Annotated in this window: 14 protein-coding genes; 5 read left to right on the top strand and 9 right to left on the bottom strand. The window is 66.8% G+C overall.

Annotated elements, in window-relative coordinates:
* The 8 genes from M3I54_RS11960 to tssB form a co-directional block, all read right to left on the bottom strand.
* Window positions 1-1,989, bottom strand: a complete 1,989-nt coding sequence (locus M3I54_RS11960) for a type VI secretion system Vgr family protein (RefSeq protein WP_254336046.1) — start codon at window positions 1,987-1,989, stop codon at window positions 1-3.
* Between the two features lie 49 nt (window positions 1,990-2,038).
* Window positions 2,039-4,690: a type VI secretion system ATPase TssH gene (tssH, locus tag M3I54_RS11965; RefSeq protein ID WP_254336048.1), complete on the bottom strand. Its 2,652-nt coding sequence runs from the start codon at window positions 4,688-4,690 to the stop codon at window positions 2,039-2,041.
* The gene (gene tssG, locus M3I54_RS11970; protein WP_254336051.1) at window positions 4,687-5,817 is read right to left on the bottom strand and encodes a type VI secretion system baseplate subunit TssG; all 1,131 of its coding nucleotides are present in this window, start codon (window positions 5,815-5,817) and stop codon (window positions 4,687-4,689) included. Before tssG ends, tssH begins: the two co-directional genes overlap by 4 nt.
* Window positions 5,781-7,568, bottom strand: coding sequence for a type VI secretion system baseplate subunit TssF (gene tssF, locus M3I54_RS11975; RefSeq protein ID WP_254336053.1), 1,788 nt, complete (start codon window positions 7,566-7,568; stop codon window positions 5,781-5,783). The genes tssG and tssF overlap by 37 nt, the downstream gene beginning before the upstream one ends.
* A complete protein-coding gene (gene tssE / locus M3I54_RS11980) occupies window positions 7,552-8,046 on the bottom strand; it encodes a type VI secretion system baseplate subunit TssE (RefSeq protein ID WP_254336055.1) in 495 nt (164 codons plus the stop codon). Before tssE ends, tssF begins: the two co-directional genes overlap by 17 nt.
* A 12-nt stretch (window positions 8,047-8,058) precedes the next feature.
* Window positions 8,059-8,565, bottom strand: a complete 507-nt coding sequence (locus tag M3I54_RS11985) for an Hcp family type VI secretion system effector (protein ID WP_028208509.1) — start codon at window positions 8,563-8,565, stop codon at window positions 8,059-8,061.
* Window positions 8,566-8,698: 133 nt separating this feature from the next.
* Window positions 8,699-10,174, bottom strand: coding sequence for a type VI secretion system contractile sheath large subunit (gene tssC, locus M3I54_RS11990; protein ID WP_254336057.1), 1,476 nt, complete (start codon window positions 10,172-10,174; stop codon window positions 8,699-8,701).
* Window positions 10,175-10,195: 21 nt separating this feature from the next.
* On the bottom strand, window positions 10,196-10,765 hold the full coding sequence (gene tssB, locus M3I54_RS11995; RefSeq protein ID WP_254336059.1) for a type VI secretion system contractile sheath small subunit: 570 nt from the start codon (window positions 10,763-10,765) through the stop codon (window positions 10,196-10,198).
* Between the two features lie 548 nt (window positions 10,766-11,313).
* On the opposite strand from tssB, the gene M3I54_RS12000 reads away from it, so the two are divergent.
* The 5 genes from M3I54_RS12000 (at window position 11,314) to tssA (ending at window position 19,381) form a co-directional block, all read left to right on the top strand.
* Entirely contained in the window at window positions 11,314-11,808 is a 495-nt protein-coding gene (locus M3I54_RS12000) for a hypothetical protein (protein ID WP_254336061.1), read from the top strand.
* A 101-nt stretch (window positions 11,809-11,909) separates the two neighbouring features.
* Window positions 11,910-13,277, top strand: a complete 1,368-nt coding sequence (gene tssK / locus M3I54_RS12005; RefSeq protein ID WP_254336063.1) for a type VI secretion system baseplate subunit TssK — start codon at window positions 11,910-11,912, stop codon at window positions 13,275-13,277.
* A complete protein-coding gene (locus tag M3I54_RS12010; RefSeq protein WP_254336065.1) occupies window positions 13,270-14,331 on the top strand; it encodes a DotU family type IV/VI secretion system protein in 1,062 nt (353 codons plus the stop codon). Before tssK ends, M3I54_RS12010 begins: the two co-directional genes overlap by 8 nt.
* Window positions 14,328-18,269: a type VI secretion system protein gene (locus M3I54_RS12015; RefSeq protein ID WP_254336067.1), complete on the top strand. Its 3,942-nt coding sequence runs from the start codon at window positions 14,328-14,330 to the stop codon at window positions 18,267-18,269. Before M3I54_RS12010 ends, M3I54_RS12015 begins: the two co-directional genes overlap by 4 nt.
* Window positions 18,266-19,381 carry a type VI secretion system protein TssA gene (gene tssA, locus M3I54_RS12020; protein ID WP_254336069.1) on the top strand — a complete coding sequence of 372 codons (1,116 nt, stop codon included), beginning with the start codon at window positions 18,266-18,268 and terminating at the stop codon, window positions 19,379-19,381. Before M3I54_RS12015 ends, tssA begins: the two co-directional genes overlap by 4 nt.
* Before the next feature lie 586 nt (window positions 19,382-19,967).
* On the opposite strand, the gene M3I54_RS12025 is transcribed toward tssA, so the two are convergent.
* The gene (locus tag M3I54_RS12025; protein ID WP_254336071.1) at window positions 19,968-21,266 is read right to left on the bottom strand and encodes an L-fuconate dehydratase; all 1,299 of its coding nucleotides are present in this window, start codon (window positions 21,264-21,266) and stop codon (window positions 19,968-19,970) included.
* Window positions 21,267-21,273: the final 7 nt, after the last annotated feature.

Raw genomic sequence — 21,273 nt, forward strand, 5'->3', positions numbered from 1 at the left:
TCAGTTGATCTTCACAATGCCGCCCTTGACCACCAGCATGCCGCCTCCGTCCACCGTCTGCTGCACGGCGCCTTTGTTCGTCACGCTCTGCGCCTCGTTCGAAAGCGTGCCGTCCGACTTGTTGGTCAGCGACGTCCCGGCCTGATTCGTGAGCGACACACCGGCCTGATTCGTGAGCGACGCGTCGCTCTTCGCCGTGAGGTTGCCCGTGCTCTGCAACGTTAGCGTGCCGCTCACCTTGATGGTGAGGTTGCCGTCCACGGTGAGCGTCATGTTGCCCGTCACTGTCTGATCGAGATTGCCGCCCACCGTGCGCGTTTCGTTGCTGCCGGCTTTCACGGTGCGTGCGCCTTTGATGTCGACGGTTTCGTCGCCGGTCTTGACCGTCGTGCTGCGGTTGCCCTGTTCGACCGTGAGGGTATCGTTGCCTTCCTTGATCGTGTGCGCGCGGTCATTCTTGATCGTGCTCGTTTCGTTGTGGTCTATGGTCCACGTGGCGTCGTTGATCACCTTGGCGTTCAGGTCCTTTTGTGCCTGCAGGAAGATTTCCTCGCTGTCCTGCTTGTCTTCGAAACGCAGTTCGTTGAAGCCGCTGCCGCCTTTGGAGGTATTTGTCTTGATACCGGACTGCGTCTGGTTGTCGGGCAGCGTATAGGGCGGCAGATTCGCGCCGTTATACACGCTGCCCGTAATGAGCGGCCGGTCCGGATCGCCGTCGATGAAGGTCACCACCACTTCGTCGCCCACGCGCGGCATGAACTGCATGCCAAAGCGCTTGCTCGCCCAGGGCTGCGCCACGCGAATCCAGCACGAACTCTGTTCGTCGTTCTGGCCGTCGCGGTCCCAGTGAAACTGAACCTTCACGCGGCCATACTGATCGGTCCACAATTCCTCGCCGCTCTTGCCGACCACCGTCGCGGTCTGCGTCGGCATGAAGGGGCGCGGCGTCGTGCGCGCCGGCCGCCAGGTCGTCGCGAACGGAAACGCTTCGAAGCGGTTGCGATAGCGGTTGTGATCGGCTTCGTGGATCACGCTGCGCACGACCCATTCGATGTTGGCGTCGCTGGATTCGTGATCGGCGAGCGTAAAGCGGCAGCCCGGCGCGAGCGCGCGGCAATCGCTTTCGGCAATGAGGATTCGCGTGGGCGCACGCAGCGCGTCCACACGGTGTTTGGAGAGCGTGGAGCCATCGCCGCTGGTGGCGTAGCGCCCCGGATACTCGTATACGCTGTGTCCGTTCGATGCCGCTTGTGCCTGCGAATAAAGTTGCGCGGTCGGCGTCTCCCACGCGTAGTCGGTATGCGAGAAGAGGCCGGTGGCCGTCTCTTCGACGACCTCGCAGTGGACAATCTGCGTCGATTCGCGCGCGCCGCTCGTGCCGCCCGTGTAGTGCAGCGTCGCGTCGCCGGGCAGGGGCGTGAAGGCATCGTTGCTGTCGGCAATGACAAGCGTATGGCTGCCCGTATCGTGGCGGAAGAAATAGAACCAGCCTTCCTCTTCGCAAAGGCGGCTCACGAACGCGAAGTCGGACTCCGTGTACTGCACGCACCATTCGCGCGTAGCGGCCGCGCCCGTGACCGAGAACGAGTAGTCCGTCAAGCCGTGCCCGCCGAATATCGCCTGTATGATCTCCTGCGCGTTTTTGCCCTGAAATATGCGGTTGTTTCGTGAGAGCGTGAGCAGCCACAACCATGAACGCAGTTCCAGCGTGAAGTGGCTGGCGTCTATCGTCGAGGGCAACTGCGCGGCGCGCGTGCACACGGCGTCGATGAGGCGCGGCGACTCGCCCCACGCGAGCGAGAGCGTTGCATGGTTGCCCGTCATGCCCGAGGGCGCGGGCGGCGGCAATCCGCCATGGGCGTGAAGCGTCAGCGTGGCGGGAGCGTCCAGTGCCTCGCGCGCCTCGAAGCTGGCGGGAAAGAGCGTGCTGAACGCGTTGCCGGTGAGGCTGATGCGCGCATCGGTATCGGCGGAGATGGGGCGGTTCATCGCGGGGATTATGTTGAGTTGAATGCGGTGTGGCAGGTCCCATGCATCGTCATTCGAGCGCCCACTGCGCGAGCGTGCCGACCAGCTCGTTCATGAGCACGTTGTCGATCTCGCGCGCACCGCCCGCTGCGCGGCAGCGCGCGAGCACGGCGTCGATGATCCTGCTGTCGAAGGCGAACTGTTTGCCCGTGGCGTCGCGGTAGCGCATGCGCAGTTGTTCGAGTTTCTTTTCGATGATGGCGCGCAGTACTGTGTCGTCGAGCGCGGCATAAGGCACGGCGGTCATGCGCGCGAGGAACGCCGGGCGAAACGCGTGCAGCAGTTCTTCGTGTAGCCGCCGCGCGAAGGCGTCGGTCGCAAGCGTTGCGGCGGGCGTACTCAACAGCAACTCGGCACCGACGTTGCTGGTGGCGAGGATCACCGTGTTGCGAAAATCCACCACGAGCCCGGTGCCGTCTTCCATGACGCCCTTGTCGAAGACGTTGTAGAAGGCTTCGAGCACGTCGACATGCGCTTTTTCGATTTCGTCGAGCAGTACGACACTATAAGGACGCCTACGCACGGCCTCGGTGAGCTGGCCGCCGCTCGCATAACCCACATAGCCCGGCGGCGCGCCGCGCAGCTGCGAGACGGCGTGCGCTTCCTGATACGCGGCGAGGTCGATCACGATGAGATTGCGCTCGCCGCCGTAGAGTGCATCCGCAAGGGCGTAGGCCGTCTCGGTCTTGCCCACTCCCGTCGGCCCCACGAGCAGGAATACGCCTACCGGGCGCAGCGGGTCGGCGAGTCCCGCGCGCCAGGCCTGGATGCGCATCGCGATGCGGTCGAGCGCCGCGTCTTGCCCGACGATGCGCTGCGCGAGACGGCCCTTGAGCGTGCGCACGGCGTGGGCTTCGTCGGCGAGCATCTTGCCCACGGGAATGCCGGTCCAGTTCGCGATCACGGCGGCGATGGTCTTGGAGTCCACGCAAACCGGCACCATGGGGTCGTCGTCGCGAATCGCTTCGAGGCCGCTTTCGAGTCGCGCCAGTTCGGCGGCGAGGTCTTCGCGCGGGTCGGCCTCGTTGTTCTCGTTCGCGTCCGCGTTATCTGGCGGTGCTTGTGCGCCGTCGTTGTTTGCATCGCGAGGCGCTGCGTCGAGGGCGGCCAGGCGCGCGCGGACCGCGAGAATCTCGCGCACGGTAGCAGCCTCTTCACGCCAGCGCGCCTCCAGCGTCTCGACGAGCGTGGCGTTGTGCGCATGTTCGGCTTCGAGCGTGGCGAGGCGCTGCGTGTGGTTCACGCCGAACACCGTCTCCGTGCGCAGGCGCAGCAGTTCGTCGTCGAGCGCGCGCTGCCGGTGTCTGGCGGCTTCGAGTTGCGGCGGCGTGTCGTGCTGCGCGAGCGCCACGCGCGCGCACGCGGTGTCGAGCACGGCGATCGCCTTGTCGGGCAACTGGCGCGCGGAGATGTACCGATGCGAGAGTTTCACCGCATCGACGATGGCGGCGTCGAGGATCGTTACGTTGTGGTGCGCTTCGAACTTTTGCGCCAGCGCGCGCAGCATGGCGACGGCCGCGGGCTCGTCGGGCGCTTCGATCTGCACGAGCTGGAAGCGACGCGCGAGCGCGGGGTCGCGCTCGAAGTACTTCTTGTATTCGAGCCACGTCGTGGCCGCGATCGTGCGCAGCTCGCCGCGCGCAAGGGCAGGCTTGAGCAGGTTCGCGGCGTCGCTGCCGCCTTCCGCGCCGCCTGCGCCGATCATCGTATGGGCCTCGTCGATGAAGAGCACCACGGGCCGTGGCGAGTGCCGCGCCTCGTCGATCACCGCACGCAGGCGCCGCTCGAACTCGCCTTTCAAACCCGCGCCCGCCTGCAGCAGCGCGAGGTCGAGCATGCGCAGCGAGACCTCGGCAAGCGGCGGCGGCACGTCGCCCGCCGCGATGCGCAGCGCAAGACCTTCGACCACGGCCGTTTTGCCCACGCCCGGCGCGCCCACGAGTAAGGGGTTGTTCTGTCGCCGCCGCAACAGGATGTCCAGCGTCTGGCGGATCTCCGCATTGCGTCCGATGATCGGGTCGATACGTCCGGCCCGCGCTTCGGCGGTGAGGTCGAGCGTGTATTGGTCGAGCAGGGCAGGCGATGGTGCCACCGGCTCCAGAGCACCGGTCAGCGGGGGAACGCTCGCATTGTCGTCTATGGCCGCTTCGAGTGGTGCGATCTGCGATGTTGACGCGAGCGGCGCGGCCGCTTCGATCGGCGCGAGCCAAACGGTGAAATTGGCGCGCAGCGCAGCGCTCGCCACGCGAAGCAGCGTGGGTGCCCCATGCACGGCGCGTGCGCGCAGCGCGTCGTTTTCGAGCAGCGCGATGAGCAACGTCGCCGCGCGCACGCGCGGCTGCTGGAGCACGACAGTGGATTGCACGAGCGCGTCCTGGAGCCATACGAGCAGGTCAGGCGAGAACGACGGCATGCCCGTGTTGCCGCGCTTGAAGCGCGCGATAGCCATGCGGATTTCGGCGGTGAGTGCGGCGCGGTCCACGCCGAAGTGCGGCAGCACGCACGCGAAATCGCCGCCCTCGGGTTCGGCGAGCGCGAGCAGCCAGTGCTCGATTTCGACCACGAAATGCGTTTCGCGCAGGCATTGCTGTGCGGCGCGTTCGAGGGCTTCGCGCGGCTCGCGCTCGAGGCGCGCAACGAGCGTCTTGAGATCGAGCGTCACGGCGCGGAACGCCCCTGAATGTCGTCGGGCGCAAGGCACGTGAGGCGCGCGGGCGCCGATTCCGCCGCGCCGGCCCAGGCGGTCCAGCCTAGCCTCAGCGGCGCGTGCCGCGAGAGGCGCGCGCGCGGCAATTCGCCTGCGGCGAGCTGCAGTTCGAGATGCACCTTGAGTTCCGCGCCGAACCACTCGGCTGCCAGCGAATGCAACGCTTCGTGGGCAGGCGCGCCCGGCAGGAATGCTTCGTACTGCTCACGCCTGAGCGGCCCCAGCCGCACGCGTATGCCCTGGTGTTCGTCCCAGATCCTCGTGCCCGCAACGGCATCCTGGCCGAGCCGCCGGTTGCGACCGCCGGAGCCGATGGCCGTGCGGCTCGCGGGGGGCAGCGTGCGCCAGCCGCCCGCGAACGGTGTGGAGCGCACGTGTACGCGGAAATGATGGAGCACCATGACGTCGAAACCCGCGAGCGAACGCCGGCGGTTCGCGAAGAGGCCCGCGCGCGCCAGCACGGCGCGTAGGTCGTGCGGTTCGGGTAGCGCTGCCGCTTCTTGCGCCGCGCGGTTGCCCCAGGCGCGGGCGTTCAGCGAGGCGTTGCCCGTCAGCGCGCGCAGCACGACATCGGCCGAACGCTGCGCCGTAGCGGGCAGCGGCTCGGCGCTGCGGTACTTGCGCTGCGCACGATAGAGCAGCGCAAGCAGCCGATGCTGGAAGATGTCGAGAAACGCCGCTGCCGAGCGGTCCTTGCGGCGCAGACGGTCCTGCAGCCATTCCTGCCATGCACCGGGCAGGGGGCCGTTCGGGCCGCCCAGCGCGAAGGCGTTGACCTGGAGCTGGGGCAGTCCCGCATGCACGGATCGTGCGGACAGCTCTTCGCCCGCCTGAGGCGCGAAAGCGAGTGAGCGCGGCAAGCCGTGCCGCAATGGCCCGAGCGCGCTCGCCGGAAACGCGGGAGAAAGATTGCCGCTCAACGCGAGCGCTTCCTGGCCGGGGTCGAGCCCGGTGCCGAGCGGCTGCGCATGCGGCTGCAACAATTCGAGCAGGCGCACGGCCTGCGTGAATTCGAACGCGTGCGGTTCGTCGAACAGCCGCTGCGTCAGAGAACGAGCGGGCTGCCCATCGTCGGCCGCCATGTGCGGATCTCCCGACCGTCGCGCACGAGCGAGGTCTGTACGAAACGGTTGACGCTCGCATAGAGCGAGAAGAATTGCGCGAGCACGCCAGAAAAGAGCACGGTGCTCGCGCCCACAAAGCTCGCTTCGTCGAGTTCGATACGCACGCCGAGTCCATTGCGCCAGCCGCGCCAGCGGTCCGTACCGACATGCGCGACGATGGGTTCGCTCGACACGGCCACGAGTCCCGCGATCTGGCGCTGCGAAGGGGCATGTGCGCCAAGATTGTGGAGCATGAGCATTTCGCGCAGCGACTGCAGCGCCTGCGGGCCCTCCACGATCGACGTGTGATTGAGGACGAGCTGCGACACGAGACGCCAGCGCGACGTGCCGTCGAGCGCGGCCACGATCTGCGGCGTGGGCCGATGCGCAATGCGCACGCTCGCCACGGGGCCCGGCACTTCGAACGACAGCGCGGCGCCCGGTGCGAGCCGGTGGGCCAGATGACGATTGGTGCACAACAGGTCCGCAGTGAGCGTGCGCGCCGCGGGTGCAGCGGGATCGAAGCGCGTATCGACGAACGTGAGCATGACGTCGCTGCCGGGGCGCGACGCATGCAGGCCGCTCACGCGCCGCGCGTACCAGTACACAGCCGAATCCGCGCCATGCATCGAGCCATACCAGGGCGGTACGTCCGTCACCGTGCGGCCCGCCACGGCTCGCACGTTGCGCACAGCGTAGATCTCGGTGCTCGATTCGCGATGCGCGTCGGGACTCACGCGCATTTCGCGCGCCGTGCCGTCGGGCCGCAATGGTTCGGAGGTGCGCGCGAACAAATTGAGCGCGGGCGCGCAGCCGAGCTGGATATCGTGCGTATGCAAGGTGAAGCGCCCGCGCGGGGCAGCCGTGAAGCCGATCACGAGATCGAGGCTATCGAGCGCATCGGCAGGCGGCTTGAACGGCAGATCGAAGAACGCGAACTTCTCGGGAAATGCGAAGTACTCGACCAGCAGACGGCAGGCCGGATGCGCGCCGTCTTCGAGCGGCAGGAGCGCGTTTTCCTCGTCGAAGCCAACCGGGGAGGGCAGGCCTCGTTGCGCGCGTAACGTACCCTCGGGCATCTGCAGCCAGGTGGCGGCGCTGTGCGCGCCGAGGAGGTCGTAGAGCGCGGCGGAGGTGACGGGCGACCCCGTGAGGCGCACGCGCAAGCGCTCGATCGGCAGCGCGCCCAGCTTGTGCGGCCCGATGCCCCGCAGCGTGAGCCGCAGCGCCGATTGCAGCGACGCATTGCCGGTGAGCGCCTGGGCTTCCTCGGCGTCGAGCAACTGGGCCGCGGCGAGGGTGATCGGCCACAGCGTGACGTCGCTGCTCGTGCGCCAGTGGATCGTCGCGCCGCCCGCGTCCACGTGCATGAGGGAGGTGTCGCGCGGCACGCGATACCCCGCAGCGATGCTGCCTTGCGTGGGGTCCGGCTCGAACTGCACGATTGTCATGGAAGGCACGGGCCGCGACGCGTAGGGATAGAACTGTTCGAGCAGGCCGTCCGTGAGCGTGGTGTATTCGTCGTCGAGCGTGCGCTGGATGCGGGCGGTGAGCACCGCGAAGCTTTCGATCAGGCGTTCGACGTTCGGGTCGGCGCTCTCGCCGGGGCCGAGTTCGAGCCGCCGGGCGATCTTCGGATAACGCTGCGCAAAGCCTTCGCTCGCGCGGCGCAGATAAGTCAGCTCGCGCTGGTAGTAGTCGAGCAACTGCGCATCAAGCGAGTCGTTCATCGACGATCCCGATGGACTGCGTTTCTCCGTCCTGCCCAGCGACGTAGGTGACGACGTGCTCCACGCCGTCGCTGCCGCGCAGCGTTCCCCGAATGCGCAGGCACAGGCGCCACGGCGCGGCGGCGTCCGCTTCGATTTTCACGCGCGGGTCGCGAAGGCGCGGCTCGAACGCGCGGATGGCCTCGGCCACTTCGCGCTCGATCACCGCCCGGTCTTCGGCGCGCGCGGCGCTTTGACCGCTCCAGTCGGGCAGGCCGTAAAGCAGGACGTCCGGCGCGCGCGGCATGCGCGGCGCGCCGCGGCGCGTGTTGAGAAGGCGCAGCAACTCCGAGCGGACCGACGCGCGCAAGCCGGCCGCGTCCAGTGTGCGCGCGGCGAGTTCGTCAACGGACTCATGCGCGTCGAAAGGCGCGTCGTCGGCCAGCCGCTCGAAGAGCGGCATGGGCGCGATAGCGATGAAGGCGCGGACGTTCGCCATAGGCGGTGCGCGCTAGCTTGCCGCCTTCACGACCTTGTTCGCGGCCAGGTCCCATGTGGTGGCCGCCGTGCCTTCCTTGGTGGCGTCGTCTTTCTGCGCGGTCAGTTCCCACTTGATCTTCGTGAAGTTCAGCGAGAGCGTTTCCACGGGCTTGCCACCCGCGCCGCCCGACACGCTCACGTTGCTCAGCACGACATTGTTCAGCGTATAGGTGATGAACGGCATGATCTTGCCGTCGCTTTCGGCTGCGTTGCGGCCCACCACGACGGTCGCGCTCGCAATGGCCTTGCCGGAGCAGCAATATTCGTTGAGCGTGGGCGTGGCGACGTCAACGAACTTCGTCACGGTGAATTCGCCGAGATGGGGCTTGCCCGACGTGCGCTCCGAGTTGCTGACGTCGTTGGTCACCTGCATCGCCACGTTGTGGCTGTATGACATCAACTCGATCTTGTCGGTATAGCCTTCCAGCGTGCACTCGCCTTTGATGTCGCCGCCCAGGTCGAGAATGATCGAATCCATGGTTTGCTGCTCCCGAAGCAGTAAAGAACTACGCGGGCCGCGTGCGCTGCGCCAGGCGCGTTCAGGGACCAGGGGCGCTCATGCGCCGCCTGGCCGTCGTCTCTTCATTGAATCGCTGTCTTTCGCGGGTGAATCAGGCGGCCGCCGGCGGCGGCAGCGTCGCCACGAGCCGGATCGAGGCAGTGAGTTCCTCGAGTTGGAAGTGCGGCCGCAGGAACACCGTCGCGCGGTACGCGCCGGGTTTGCCCGGCACGTCGGTCACGTCCACGCGCGCCTCGCGCAGCGGATACTGGGCCTTGATTTCCTGCGGCGCGTTGTCGTTCACGAGCACGTAGTCGGCAATCCACGTGTTGAGATAGGCGCGCACGTTGTCGCGCGTCATGAAGCTGCCGACCTTGTCGCGCATGATCGCCTTGATATAGTGCGCAAAGCGCGACGCCGCGAGGATATACGGCAGCATGGCCGAAATGCGCGCGTTCGCCGTGGCCTCGGGCGTGTTGTAGAGCGCCGGCTTGCAGGCGGTCTGGCCGCCGAAGAACACCGCGAGCCCTTCGTTCTTCTTGTGCACGAGCGCAATGAAGCCGAGCGAGTCGAGCTCCTTTTCGCGGCGGTCGGTGATCGCCACTTCCGTGGGGCACTTCATGGCCTTGTCGCCCGAAGCCGTCTGGAAGATATGGTCCGGCAAGCGCTCGACCGCGCCGCCGCCTTCCACGCCGCGAATCGCGGCGCACCAGCTGTATTGCGCGAACGCGTTGGTAATCCGCTGCGCAAGGGCGTAGGCGGAGTTGCCCCACAGATACTTCGAGTGGTCTGTGCCATCGACATCCTCGAAGAAGTTCATGCCCTCCACCGGATTGCTGTCCGGATGATAAGGACGCCGCATCAAGATGTGCGGGAGCGTGAGCGCGACATAGCGCGAGTCTTCGCTCTTGCGGAATTCGCGCCAGCGGGCCATGTCGATCGTCTCGAAGACCTTGGACAGATCGCGCGGCACGCCTAGCTCCGTGAAGCTCGACATGTCGAACAGTTGCGGGTGGGCCGCCGAAATGAACGGCGCGTGCGCGGCGGCGGCCACGGAGGCGAGCTTTTCGAGCAGGCTCACGTCGGGCGTCTGGCGCGTGAAGTAGTAGTCGCCCACCAGCACGCTGAACGGAAAACCGCCGAACGTGCCGTATTCCTCTTCGTAGATCTTCTTGAAGAGCGCGCTCGTGTCGACGTCGATGGCTTTCTCGAGATCGTTCTGCAGGTCTTTCTTCGAAGCGTTCAGGAGGCGCAGTTTCAGGCGCGTGCCCGTTTCGGAGCCTTTCACCAGAAAGTGCAGCCCGCGCCACGACGACTCCAGCGCCTGCATGTCGGGGTGGTGCAGCACCTCGTTGAGCTGCTCGCTGATCAGCTCGTCGATCTTGCGGATGTGATCGTTGATCATCGCCACCGTGTCGCGGCTGATGGTCATGTTCTTGTCGAGCACCTGTAGGGCGAACTCGGCGAGCAGCTCACGTGCGTGCTGCTGCTGCTCCTCGTACTGCGCCATGCGTCCTTCGTGAACGATGCGGTCGAGCAGCGTGACCGTACCCGCCTGCTCGGTCGCGGCGGCCTGTATGTCGGACATGATTGTCTCCTCGCGTTGGGCTTAGCTGGCCGGCGTGTCACTGGAAGGGCTGGCAGGGGCGTCGCCCGCGGGCGGCGGCAACTGCGCAGTCGGCGTGTCCTGCGGGTGCGCCGAGCGGATTTCGCTCAACCCCTTCGGGTCATGCACCACTTCCTGGAGGAGCTTGTCCAGTTCGTCGTTGCCGTCGAGCTTGGTGAGGAGGTCGCGCAGGCGCAGCCGCGCGTCGTAGAGCTGTTTGAGCGGGCCGATCTGCTGAACGATGCTCACAGGATCGAAGTCGTCGATATGCTCGAACTTCAGCTCGACGTTGACCTTGCTGCCGTCGGCGGCGAGCGTGTTGTCGACCTGCAGCGTCACGCGCGGCCCGATCGACTTCATCACGTCGTTGAAATTGTCGCGGTCGATGTCGACGAAGCGGCGCTCCGTCATTTTCGGCAACGGCTCGACAGGCTTGCCGGACAGGTCGGCAAGAATGCCTACGACGAGCGGCAGCTCGCGTTTTTCGATGGCATTGCCCGTTTCGACGTCGTACGTGATCTGGACACGCGGCGGTCGGTTCCGTTCGAACCAGTGCTGGGTACTGTCGGCCATGGTCACCTCGGTGGCGGTCGTTCTTCTATTGCATTGTGTAAGAGGAGGAGATGCGCGTTTGTCGTCAATCTGCCCTTTTCATGATGCATTTTCTTTAAGACGACAATGCCCCGCAAAACGTAATTAAACGATTGCCAGGCGCATTCCCGGTCCCTCAGAAAAAACACAGCTAAAGCATGCCCCGGATTCGTCAGACGAGAGCATTCACGGCGTCACGCGTTCGCGCTGCGTGCTTCTTCACCTTGTCCTTCGTCGCGCGAGTCGTGAAGATAGACGGTCACGACTTTAGGACAGTAAACGGGGAAATTCAAAGTATATTTACGGCGCATAGACCCAATTCCTTTCAAGTTTATTTACGCATTGTTTTTGAATTGATCGATTAAAAATCGTTATTGCAATGACGCGTGAGGCGCTTGTAGACTACGCGCGAAACAGCTTGCGCAGCGGAACATGCGTCTTGATTAGAAATACGAACTAGCATGAATTCTCCTGCGCGCGGGCAGGAGGCATCGCGGACAAGAGGCGGCGCACACAATGGGGATTGCGCAGTGATCACCACGTTATTCGCCGGCGCGTCGCGCGCCGCGAAGCCGTACGGCTGGCGTGCAGCCACGCTGGCGTTCGCGCTCGCGCAGGTGCTCGCGGGGTGTTCGTCGCTGCCCAAGGTACAGGTAGATACCCTGGCCATTGCCGTTTCCACTCAAGCGAATCAGGACACGCCCATTGCTGTGGACGCCGTGCTCGTGCGCAATCCGCAACTGCTCGACGCATTGCTCGGCCTGCCTTCGGCGAAGTGGTTCGCGCAGCGCGATCAATGGCGCCGCGATCATCCCGAGGACATCACGGTCGTGTCGTTCGAAGTCGTGCCGGGCCAGCAGATCGCGGCGGCGCCGTTTCCGTTTGGCGGCAAGCGGGGCGCAGGCGTAGTGGTGTTTGCTGACTACCAGACACCGGGCGCGCACCGCGTGAGGCTCGACACGGGGCCCGCTCACGCGCTGCTGCTGCTCGGAGACCAGGATCTGAGCGTGCAGGCCGCGCATTGAGCAACGAGACTATGTGACGCAACTGTGTCACGCGACGGTGTCACACAGCGGCGCAGCAACACTAAACGACGAAACGTTTAGCAATAGAAAGCAAACACATCATGCGAACTTCGTTTCCCGATCCGGTCTGCTGGTTTGACGGCATGCCCTTGCTGCCGCAGCATTTCCAGACCCAGGCGCTGCACGCGGCGGGGCACGCCGCGTTGCTCGCCGGCGCCGCGCGCGCGCATTACTGGGGCGTGCTCTCGCTGGAGCACGACGCTGCAGGGCTCGCCCAGGGGCTCGTGCGCATCAGCGCACTGGAGGCGATTCTGGCAGACGGCCTCGCCATTCGCCACACGCCGTACGATCCCGTGCTGGAGATCGACGTGAGCCACGCATTCAGCGCACCGGACGAGGAGGTCACGATCTATCTCGCGGTGCCGCCCCTGTATCGCGGCGGGCAACTCGATCCGCAGGCCGGGCGCTACACCCAGCGCGAGAGTCCGGACGTTCCCGATCTTGTCTCGGGCGGCGAGCCGGCTTCGATCACGACGTGGTCGCCGCGCCTGCACCTCATGACGGATCTCGGCCGTCACGAATTCGACCGCTTGCCGCTCATGCGCGTGAGGCAGCAGGGCGGCGGCGTCGCGATTGCGGACTACGCGCCGCCGTGTCCGTTCGTGCGCGCCGACTCGGTGCTCGGTCAACGCGTGATGCAACTGCTGCTGCACGTGCGCGAAAAATGCGTGTTTCTGGCCGGGCGTTTGCAGGCGGCGCAACGCGCGGAAGAGCGCGACGACGCGGCCCAGATCGAGCGCCAGCTTTGCGCGCTCTGGAGCCGGCTGCCCGAAGTGGAGGCGACGCTCGTCACCGGCATCGCGCATCCCACCGAACTGTATCGCGTCGTTGCCGGCATGACGGGCGCGCTCGCGGCGCTGCGTCCCGCGCGCGGCGTGCCCGCATTCGCGACGTTCGATTACATGGCGCTGCTCGCGTCGTTCGATCCGCTGCTCCAATGGGCCGACGAAGCGCTCGCGACGATCCGCCAGGGGTATCGCGTGCGCGCGTTTACCGAGGAGGGCGGCAGCTTCTGGATCGCGCCGCCGTTCGAAAGCGGCGGCAACGTGGCGCGCGAACTCGTGATCGGTTTGCGCATGCCGCCCGACGCGGGCGAGCACGACGCGAGCATGTGGCTCGATCATGCCGTCGTCGCATCACGGCCCTATGTGCCCACGCTCGCGCGGCAACGCATGCGCGGCCTCGCGCGCCGGCGGCTCGCGCGCGAAGAGCGCGCAGCGTACGCCACGGGCGACGACACGACGCTCTTCGCGGTGGCCGTGGAGGACGCGTGGTTCGACCGCGCGCAGCCGTTGTGCATCGAGGTCCGCACGACCGTGCCGGGGCGCGCGCCCTGGGCTGTGCAACTCTTCACGCCCACTGGCGACGCCGCCGACGACGCACGCCAGGCGGGAGCCGATCATGTTTGATGCCAGCGACCCGAGCGACGAGCGCCTGCCGCTCATGCGCGCGTTCGTCGTGGCGTTCGCGTTCGCGGAGAACGCGCGCCTGCGCGCGGTCGCACAGGCGGCGAATGCAGCCAGCGCGGCGAACGCCGCGAGCACAGAGACGCCCGCCGATCCCCAGCGCGATGCCGACGCGCTCGCCACGCAGTTGCAGTCCGCCACACGCAAGCTCGCGCGCGACGCGATGGCCTGGACCGGCGCGGCGGGCGAAGCGGACATCGCCGCCGCGCAGTACGCCTATGTCGCGCTCCTCGACGAATTGCTGTTGTTTTCGGCCTGGAATGGCGCGAGCGCGTGGGAAACGTATCCGCTCGAAGCGCGCATTTTCGGCACGCGCGCGGCGGGCGAGCGCATTCCGGCCGCCATCGAAACCTTGCTCGCGCAGCGCGATCCGGCGCAGCGCGATCTTGCCAACGTCTATCTTGCCTGCCTCACGCTAGGCTTTCGAGGCCGCCTGCGCGGCGAGGCGGGCGCCTTGCGACACGACCAGTTGCGCCACGCGCTATTTGCGTTCGCCATGCAGCGCGACCCCGAGCCCGACCGGCTTGGCGCGCCGCTCGAACGCGCCGCACTGGCGCCGCGCGAAACACGTCCGCTCACGCAGATGTTTCCAGACCGCGCACGCCTCGCGCTGTTCGTGGGCGGCGGATTCGCGGTGCTGCTCGGCGTGTCGCAGCTGCTGTGGCTCTACGCGACGGCGCCCGTGCGGCCATCCGTCGAACAGTTCGAAACGGTGTCGATCGCGCAAGGGCGTCCCGCGCAGGCAAGCCATACGAGCACCACGGGCATGGTGCTGCCGCGCGCACGGCCGGTGCGCAGACTACGGCCACCGGCTCCGCCCGCCGACGTTCAGGCCATGCCGCAAACTCAGGACACACCCGCGGCACCGACGGTTTCCACGATACCGCCCGCCACGCTCGCGCTCGTGTCACGGCGCGTCGTCACGGTGAGCACCCAGAACGCCGACGAAGCCAGCGAGGAAAGCCCGGACGCCACGCCACGCGGAGCACGGCCATGACGACCACACTCGTAGTCGTCCTGATCGTCCTCATCGCGCTGTTGATCGTGGGGCTCGCGGCCGCACTCGTCGTGCGCTGGTTGCGCGCGCGCGACGAACGCAGGCCGCTGCGCAACTTCTCCGCCATGATGCGTACGGCGCACAACGCGATGGGTGTGCGCGATCCGTACTCGGTGCCGCGCGTGCTGGCTACGGGCGCGCCCGCTGCGCTCGACGCGCTGGCGCTTAGCTGGCGCCTCTCGCCCGTTGGCGAGCCGGCCTGGTTTGGCAGGCTCTGGCACGATGCCGAAGGCATTCTGATCGCGGAGCCGGGCGAGTCGCTCGGCGCGCGTGCGGCCGCCGAGCGCCGGCGCGGCTCGACCGGCGGGCGCTTGCTGCGCGGCTTGTTGCGCAACCGGCCGGGCCGGCCGCTCGACGCGCTCGTGTGGGTGATCGCGCTCGATACGCTCATCGACGAAAACGGGACCGCACGCGCGGACACCGACGCGGCGCTCGAAGCCTCCCGCACGGTGCTCGCGCTGCAGCGTCAACTGGGTCAAATGCTGCCGCTCTACGTGGTGGTAACGGGCTGCGACGCGCTGCCGGGCTTCGATGCACTCGCGGCGCGTCTGCGCCGCGAGCGCATCGAAACGCCGCTGGGGTGGGCCTCGCCGTATGCGCCACGGCGCGCTTTCGAACCCGCATGGGTGGACGAAGCCTTCGCCGACATGAGCCGCGCGCTCGCGGCGACGGTCACCGAAATGGGCACGCTCGACGGTGCGCTGGACGGCGACGTGTTCCTGCTGCCGCAGCGCCTCGACACACTGCGCGAGCCGTTGCGCGAGCACATCGAGCCCACCTTGCGCGGCGCCGCCGACGGCACCGCGCCGCTCATGCGCGGCATCTGGTGCGTGGGTGCAATGCCGCTGGCGCAGGAGCGCGAGGAGCCTGCTATCACGAACGCAGCGCGCAAGGAGGCGCGCGCCGCGGCGGCGCCGGCCTTCGCGTCGCGTCTCTGGCATGACTTGCTGATGCCGGGGCAGGGACTCGCGCTCGCCATTCCGCGCGTGCTCGCGCTGCGCATGCGGCGCTACCGTATCGCCACGTTCGCCGCGATCGCGCTGGGCGTGTGCTGGTGCGTGGGCCTGGGCGTAACCACCTGGCACGTGCGCAGCGACGCACGGGCGCTGGCGAGCAGCTACGACGCGCTCGCGCTCGCCAGCGTCGCGTGGCACGAAGCGGGCGCGAGCACCAGCGAAACGGCGGCGGCGAACGCGCTGGGCAGCGCCGCGAACGCCTTCGTCAAGGTGCCGCGCTGGCAGCTCGCCACGCCGTTCATGCCGCTTTCGTATTTCGGCCTGCGCCGCCGGCTCGACGACGCGCAATACCACGTGCTGAGCGGGCTCGTGTTCACGCCGCTGCGCGCGCGGCTCGTCAGCCGTCTCGCCGATCTGAACTGCGACGACGCCATCGAGTCGAGCGACAACGCGAGCCTCGCCGCAGCCGCACGGCGTCCCCAGGACCTGCCCGAGTACACGCAGGGCATCCGGCTCGTCACGAACGCGGCGCAGACCGAGCGGCTGATCACGAACTACAACGATCTGGTGGAACGCGATTCGGGCAACACCGTCATGCTCGCTCAACTCATGCGCGGTGCGGTGGGCGTAAGCTTTTCGCCCGATCATGTGGCCGACCGCGCGGGGCTGGACGACGCCGTGCGCGCGACCGCGGTGGAAGGCGGTCAGTTGTCGTTCGACGGCACCGAGGCGCGCGCCGCGCAAGCGCGCGCGAGCGTGTGCTTCGAGGAGACCTTCGACCGCTGGTTCGACGATATTTATCAGGACTCCTCGCTCACGACGAACGCCGCGCAAATCCAGGCCATGCTCGCCGATCTCAAGGCGCCAGGCGCCGTGCCGACCACCGCTTCGCTCTCCGAACTGGCCACGCGCATCGACACGCTCGCCACCCAGGTCGACACCGCGGACCACGGCTGGGCGGGCACGCACGGCCAGGAACTCGTGCCGGGACTCACGGCGACCTTCGACACCGCAAAGGGACTGCGCCTGATCGGCGCGACACCAGTGGCGAGCGTGCTGGAGCACGAACAGAGCGAACAAAGCGCGTTCGCGGCGCGCTGGCTCGCAAGCGGCAACCTGCCTGGCGTGCTGGCCTCCAATCCAACCACAGGGCTGCAACTGGCGCCGGACCTGCTGCCGCTGCGCGACGCGTTGCGCACGCTGCTCGGCCAGTCGTTCGTCGCAGGCGAGGGCAACGCGGCGGCCGAAATTCGCGGCGTGGATGCCGACTCGGCGCAGCGCGCACTGGCGATCCTGCCGGCCTACAAGCAATACTCCGCTGGTCTTCTCGCGCAAGCGCCCGAAGCGTGGCGCGGGGCGCTGCTCGCGGCGGCGGGCAATGCGACCGTGCACAGCATGGTGGCCGCGCTTTCGGCCCCCATTGCCACGGCGGCAACGACGGCGGCCGGCGCGCGCAACGTCGCCTATGCGCCGCAAACGCAGGGCGCGCCCTTCGACACGCTGCGCAAGAACGCGACCGATCTCGTGGAAGCGTTCGACTCGCTCGGGCGCGCCGATCTCGCGCAAGCGGTCGCCCTGCGCGTGAGCGACGCGGCGCTAGACGTGCTGCGCTCGACCGATGTCCAGCTGCAATCGCTCGAACCGTTTCGACCGCTGCGAGGCGACTTCTCGGCGTGGAACGGCAACGCGGGCGGGTCGATGCGCGCATTCGGCGCCGCCACGCCCGAAGCGCTGCAAACCTACCTTGCCGCGCAGTCGAGTGCGGTGGCGGACACGGCCACGCTCGCGTCGAGCGCGCTCGACTGGTTGAGCACGCAGAACCCGCCGCTCTCTACTGCGGACGCGCGACTCGTGGCGCGCTGGAAGGCGCTCTTCGCGGACCTCGCGCAATACCGCGCGCGCAGCCCGGCGAGCGCGCTGGTAGCGGTGCCGTCGATCATCTCCAACCAGCTCGACAAGATGGACCTCGACACGTGCAGCGCCTCGCTTGCGCAGGTGGACGTGCCGGGCTCGGGCGACATCGTCGCGAGCGCGGGCATGCGGCTCGTCTCGTCCGCGCGCGAGCGCTGCTACCGGTTGCAGATCGGCACCGGTGGGGAGGCCTACGAACAGCTGCGCAGCTATTTTGCGCGCTATCTGGCTGGCCGCTTCCCGTTCTCCGCGGATGCGAACGCGCAGGCCGCCGACCTGCGGCAGACGGCGGCCTTCGTGGCGCTCCTCGACGCGAAGCTCGCGGACGCGCAACGCGGCATGAGCGCCGCGGCGGCGAGCGGCGGCCCGCAAGCGGGCGCGCAGCAGTTTCTGGCGAAGCTCGCGCGCGCGAAGCCCTGGCTCGACGCGCTGGTGGCGCGCGGCGCGGACGGCGCGCTCGTGGGCGTGGACGTGGCGGTGGATTGGCGCATCGATCGCGCCGACGAAGCCGGTGCGGACCAGGTCATCCAGTGGTCGCTCGCGAGCGGCAGCCAGACGCTCGCCTGGCCCGCCGCGGCTGGCGCGCCGCTGCGCTGGGCGCCGGGCCAGCCCGCCGCGCTGAGCCTGCGCTGGGCGAAGGACGGCCCGTGGCGGCCCATGCAGGACGCTTCGCAGCCAACGCTCTCGGTCGACGGCGAAGCGGCCACATGGGCGGCAAACGACACGTGGTCGCTATTGCGCCTCGTGCGCCTGCACGCGGTGCCGGACGACGGCGTGGATACCGGCACGGGCGCGGGCAACGCGCGTATGGTGCTGAGCGTGCCGGTGCGCGACCGCAACGGCGGCACGCAAACCGCGCGCATGTTCATGCGTGTGGGCATGACGGGCGCGTCGAAAACGGCGCTCGTCTGGCCCGACCTGCCATACGCGGCGCCGGGCTACAGCGTATACGGCACGCCTGCGGTCACCTATGGACCGTATCCGTCGAGCACACAGGCGGGGCGCGGATGAACCCGGCATTCGACATCGAAGCACTCGTTCAACCGATACCTGGCGGCGCGCCAGCCGGCGTCTCGCTCCTGCATGACGCCGCCTTCGACGCCATCAAGGCGGCGCGACGCGAGGACGATCCGGCATTGCCAGCGGGCATCTGGCAAACCACGCTCAAGGTCGCCGACTGGGCCGCCGTCGAAGCGGGCTGCGAGGACCTCATCGCGCGCCGTAGCAAGGATTTGACGCTCGCCGCATGGCTGGGCGAGAGCTGGCTGCATCGATATGGATGTGTTGCCTTGCCGGATTGCTTCGTGTTGCTGAGCGAATTATGTGCGCGCTATTGGGACGACATACATCCGCTGCCGCGTGACGGCGACCTGGGCTTTCGGGCAGCGCCGCTCGCGTGGGTTGCCCAGCAGTTTCCGACCTTGCTTGGCGGCCGGATCGCGTTGTGCGCGGGGCCCGACGGATCTGCGCTGACGCTTGCGCGCTGGCAGGGCGCGCAGCGCGAAGCGGTTGCGCTGAAAGACCGCAAAGATGTGCCGGCCGCGAAGCGCGAGGAGGCTGCACGCGTCGCGCAGGCATTGGCGCAGGCCGCGCATGCGGCGGAGCCTGCCGCGTTGCGCGACGAGTTGCAGGCGTTGCGCGCGGCTCGCGCGCCCATTGCGAAACTCGATGTGTGGTGCACGCAACGGCTCGGCGCGGAGGCACCGTCATTCGGAGCGCTGCTGGAGACGCTGGAGCGCATGGAGAGCGTGTTGCGCGACTGGCTCACGACGCATCCCGAGTGGGAGGACGTACCGATGGTTGAGGCTGCATCGATTCAGGAACAGGCGGTGGTCGAGCCTGCGGCGGTTCAGGTTGCTTCGGCTGGCGCGGTGCAGGAGCCCGCTGGCCCGAGGAGACTGGATGCACCTCAGTCGCGCGATGAGGCGTATCGGTTGCTCGCTATCGTTGCGGACTACCTCATGCGCTATGAGCCGCATAGTCCTGTGCCTTATATGCTCAAACGCGCGCTCGACTGGGGCGGTAAGCCGTTGCCGGAGCTGCTGGCCGAGCTGATGGCCGGTGAGCGGGGCAGGGCGTTGGGGGTGGCGCTTGGGTTGTTGCCCGAGCGCGGGGATGTGTAGTGGTTCTTTTGGGCTCCTGTTAATACCGACTGGGCATGCTTGTTTTCGTGTCGGTCTGCCTGGGTTGCCCCTGTGCGGGGCGGCACCTCCTTTCTTTGCCGCGGCAAAGAAAGGAGGCAAAGAAAGCCGCTCACACCGCCAATGCCTGTCCCCTTGCACCCCTCGCCGTCATGGGTAGTGGCTCCGGAGCGTCTGTCACCTCGCACCTTCCAGGTTAGTGACAAGGCGCTCATTCATCCCGCTGCTCGCTGCGCGCGCTGCGGATGGGTCTGCCAGGGAAACCGGGTGGCACGCGTGAGCATTCGCGAAAATTCATGTGCCCCACTGGTGTCTGGTTATGCCCTTCGGCGCGCGGAGCGACGCCGGTGGTATGAGCGCCTTGTCACTACCTTTGAAGGTGCAATGTGACAGACGCTCCGGAGCCACAGGCATAGACGGCCAGAGGTGAACTGTGGCAGGCGCTAGCGGTGTGAGCGGCTTTCTTTTGCCTACTTTTCTTTGCCGCGGCAAAGAAAAGTAGGTGCCGCCCCGCACAGGGGCAACCCAGGCATACCGCCGCGAAAACAAGGAAAGGCCAAAGCGCCCACTAACCCCGCCAAGCCTCCCCCTCAGGAAAATGATACTTATCGAGCGATTCAGCAATCATCTCAATGCTATAACCAGGCCTCTGAGGCGGCATATACCGCCCATTACGAATCACGACAGGATCAACGAAATGCTCATGCAAATGATCGACATACTCGAGCACGCGGTTCTCGAGCGAAGCCGAAACGCACAAATAATCGAACAGCGAAATATGCTGCACGTACTCGCACAGCCCAACGCCGCCCGCATGCGGACACACGGGCACACCGAACTTCGCCGCCATCAGCAACACGACGATCACTTCGTTAAGCCCACCTAACCGACAAGCATCCACCTGACAAAAATCGATCGCCTGCGCCTGCAACAACTGCTTGAACATCACCCGATTGTGACAGTGCTCGCCCGTGGCCACCCCAATCGACCCCAAACGCCGGCGAATTTCCGCATGGCCGAGAATATCGTCGGGGCTCGTCGGCTCCTCGATCCACCACGGGTCGAATTCCGCCAGGCGCCGCATGTTCGCCACCGCTTCGTCGACGTCCCACACCTGGTTGGCGTCCATCATCAGCTTCAGGTTCTCGCCGATTTCCTCGCGCAGAATGCGCGCGCGCCGCACGTCTTCGTCGAGATTGCCGCCCACTTTCTGCTTGAAATGCGTCCAGCCCAGCGCGACGCCTTCCCGCGCGAGGCGGCGGATCTTGTCGTCGTCGTAGCCCAGCCAGCCAGCCGAGGTCGTATAGGCGGGATAGCCCTGCGCGAGCATTTCCGCTTCGCGCGCGCCTTTCGTCTTCGCGTGGCGATGCAGGATCGCGAGTGCCTCGTAAGGCGTGATCGCATCGGTCACGTAGCGAAAATCCAGGCAGCGCACGAGTTCCTCCGGGCTCATGTCCGCGAGCAGTTTCCATACGGGCTTGCCAACCGATTTGGCCCACAGATCCCACACCGCATTGACGACTGCCGCCGTAGCCAGATGAATCGCACCCTTGTCCGGGCCGATCCAGCGTAATTGGCTATCCGAAGTAAATGCGCGCCAGAATGCGCCCATGTTCGCGGTTATGTCTTCGAGCCGCTTGCCGACGATGAGTGGCGCCAGCGCATTGACCGCCGTCACGCAGATTTCATTGCCACGCCCGATGGTGAACGTGAGGCCGTGCCCTGTGAATTTGTCTGGGGAATCGGTTTCGAGCGTCACGTAAGTCGCGGAATAGTCCGGCGCGGCGTTCATGGCGTCGGAACCGTCGAGCGAACGCGAAGTGGGAAAGCGGATATCGCGAACGGACAGCCTGCTGATCGTGGTCATTCGAACT

It is taken from the genome of Paraburkholderia sp. CNPSo 3274, from assembly GCF_024206475.1.
GTDB lineage: Bacteria > Pseudomonadota > Gammaproteobacteria > Burkholderiales > Burkholderiaceae > Paraburkholderia.

Excerpts from the sequence above, each read along its gene's own strand:
- tssE (WP_254336055.1), bottom strand. The coding sequence starts at position 8,046 with ATGGCGAACGTCCGCGCCTTCATCGCTATCGCGCCCATGCCGCTCTTC.
- tssG (WP_254336051.1), bottom strand. The coding sequence starts at position 5,817 with ATGGCGGCCGACGATGGGCAGCCCGCTCGTTCTCTGACGCAGCGGCTG.
- M3I54_RS12025 (WP_254336071.1), bottom strand. The coding sequence starts at position 21,266 with ATGACCACGATCAGCAGGCTGTCCGTTCGCGATATCCGCTTTCCCACT.
- M3I54_RS12010 (WP_254336065.1), top strand. The coding sequence starts at position 13,270 with ATGTTTGATGCCAGCGACCCGAGCGACGAGCGCCTGCCGCTCATGCGC.
- tssK (WP_254336063.1), top strand. The coding sequence starts at position 11,910 with ATGCGAACTTCGTTTCCCGATCCGGTCTGCTGGTTTGACGGCATGCCC.
- M3I54_RS12015 (WP_254336067.1), top strand. The coding sequence starts at position 14,328 with ATGACGACCACACTCGTAGTCGTCCTGATCGTCCTCATCGCGCTGTTG.
- tssA (WP_254336069.1), top strand. The coding sequence starts at position 18,266 with ATGAACCCGGCATTCGACATCGAAGCACTCGTTCAACCGATACCTGGC.
- M3I54_RS11960 (WP_254336046.1), bottom strand. The coding sequence starts at position 1,989 with ATGAACCGCCCCATCTCCGCCGATACCGATGCGCGCATCAGCCTCACC.
- tssB (WP_254336059.1), bottom strand. The coding sequence starts at position 10,765 with ATGGCCGACAGTACCCAGCACTGGTTCGAACGGAACCGACCGCCGCGT.
- tssC (WP_254336057.1), bottom strand. The coding sequence starts at position 10,174 with ATGTCCGACATACAGGCCGCCGCGACCGAGCAGGCGGGTACGGTCACG.
- tssF (WP_254336053.1), bottom strand. The coding sequence starts at position 7,568 with ATGAACGACTCGCTTGATGCGCAGTTGCTCGACTACTACCAGCGCGAG.
- M3I54_RS11985 (WP_028208509.1), bottom strand. The coding sequence starts at position 8,565 with ATGGATTCGATCATTCTCGACCTGGGCGGCGACATCAAAGGCGAGTGC.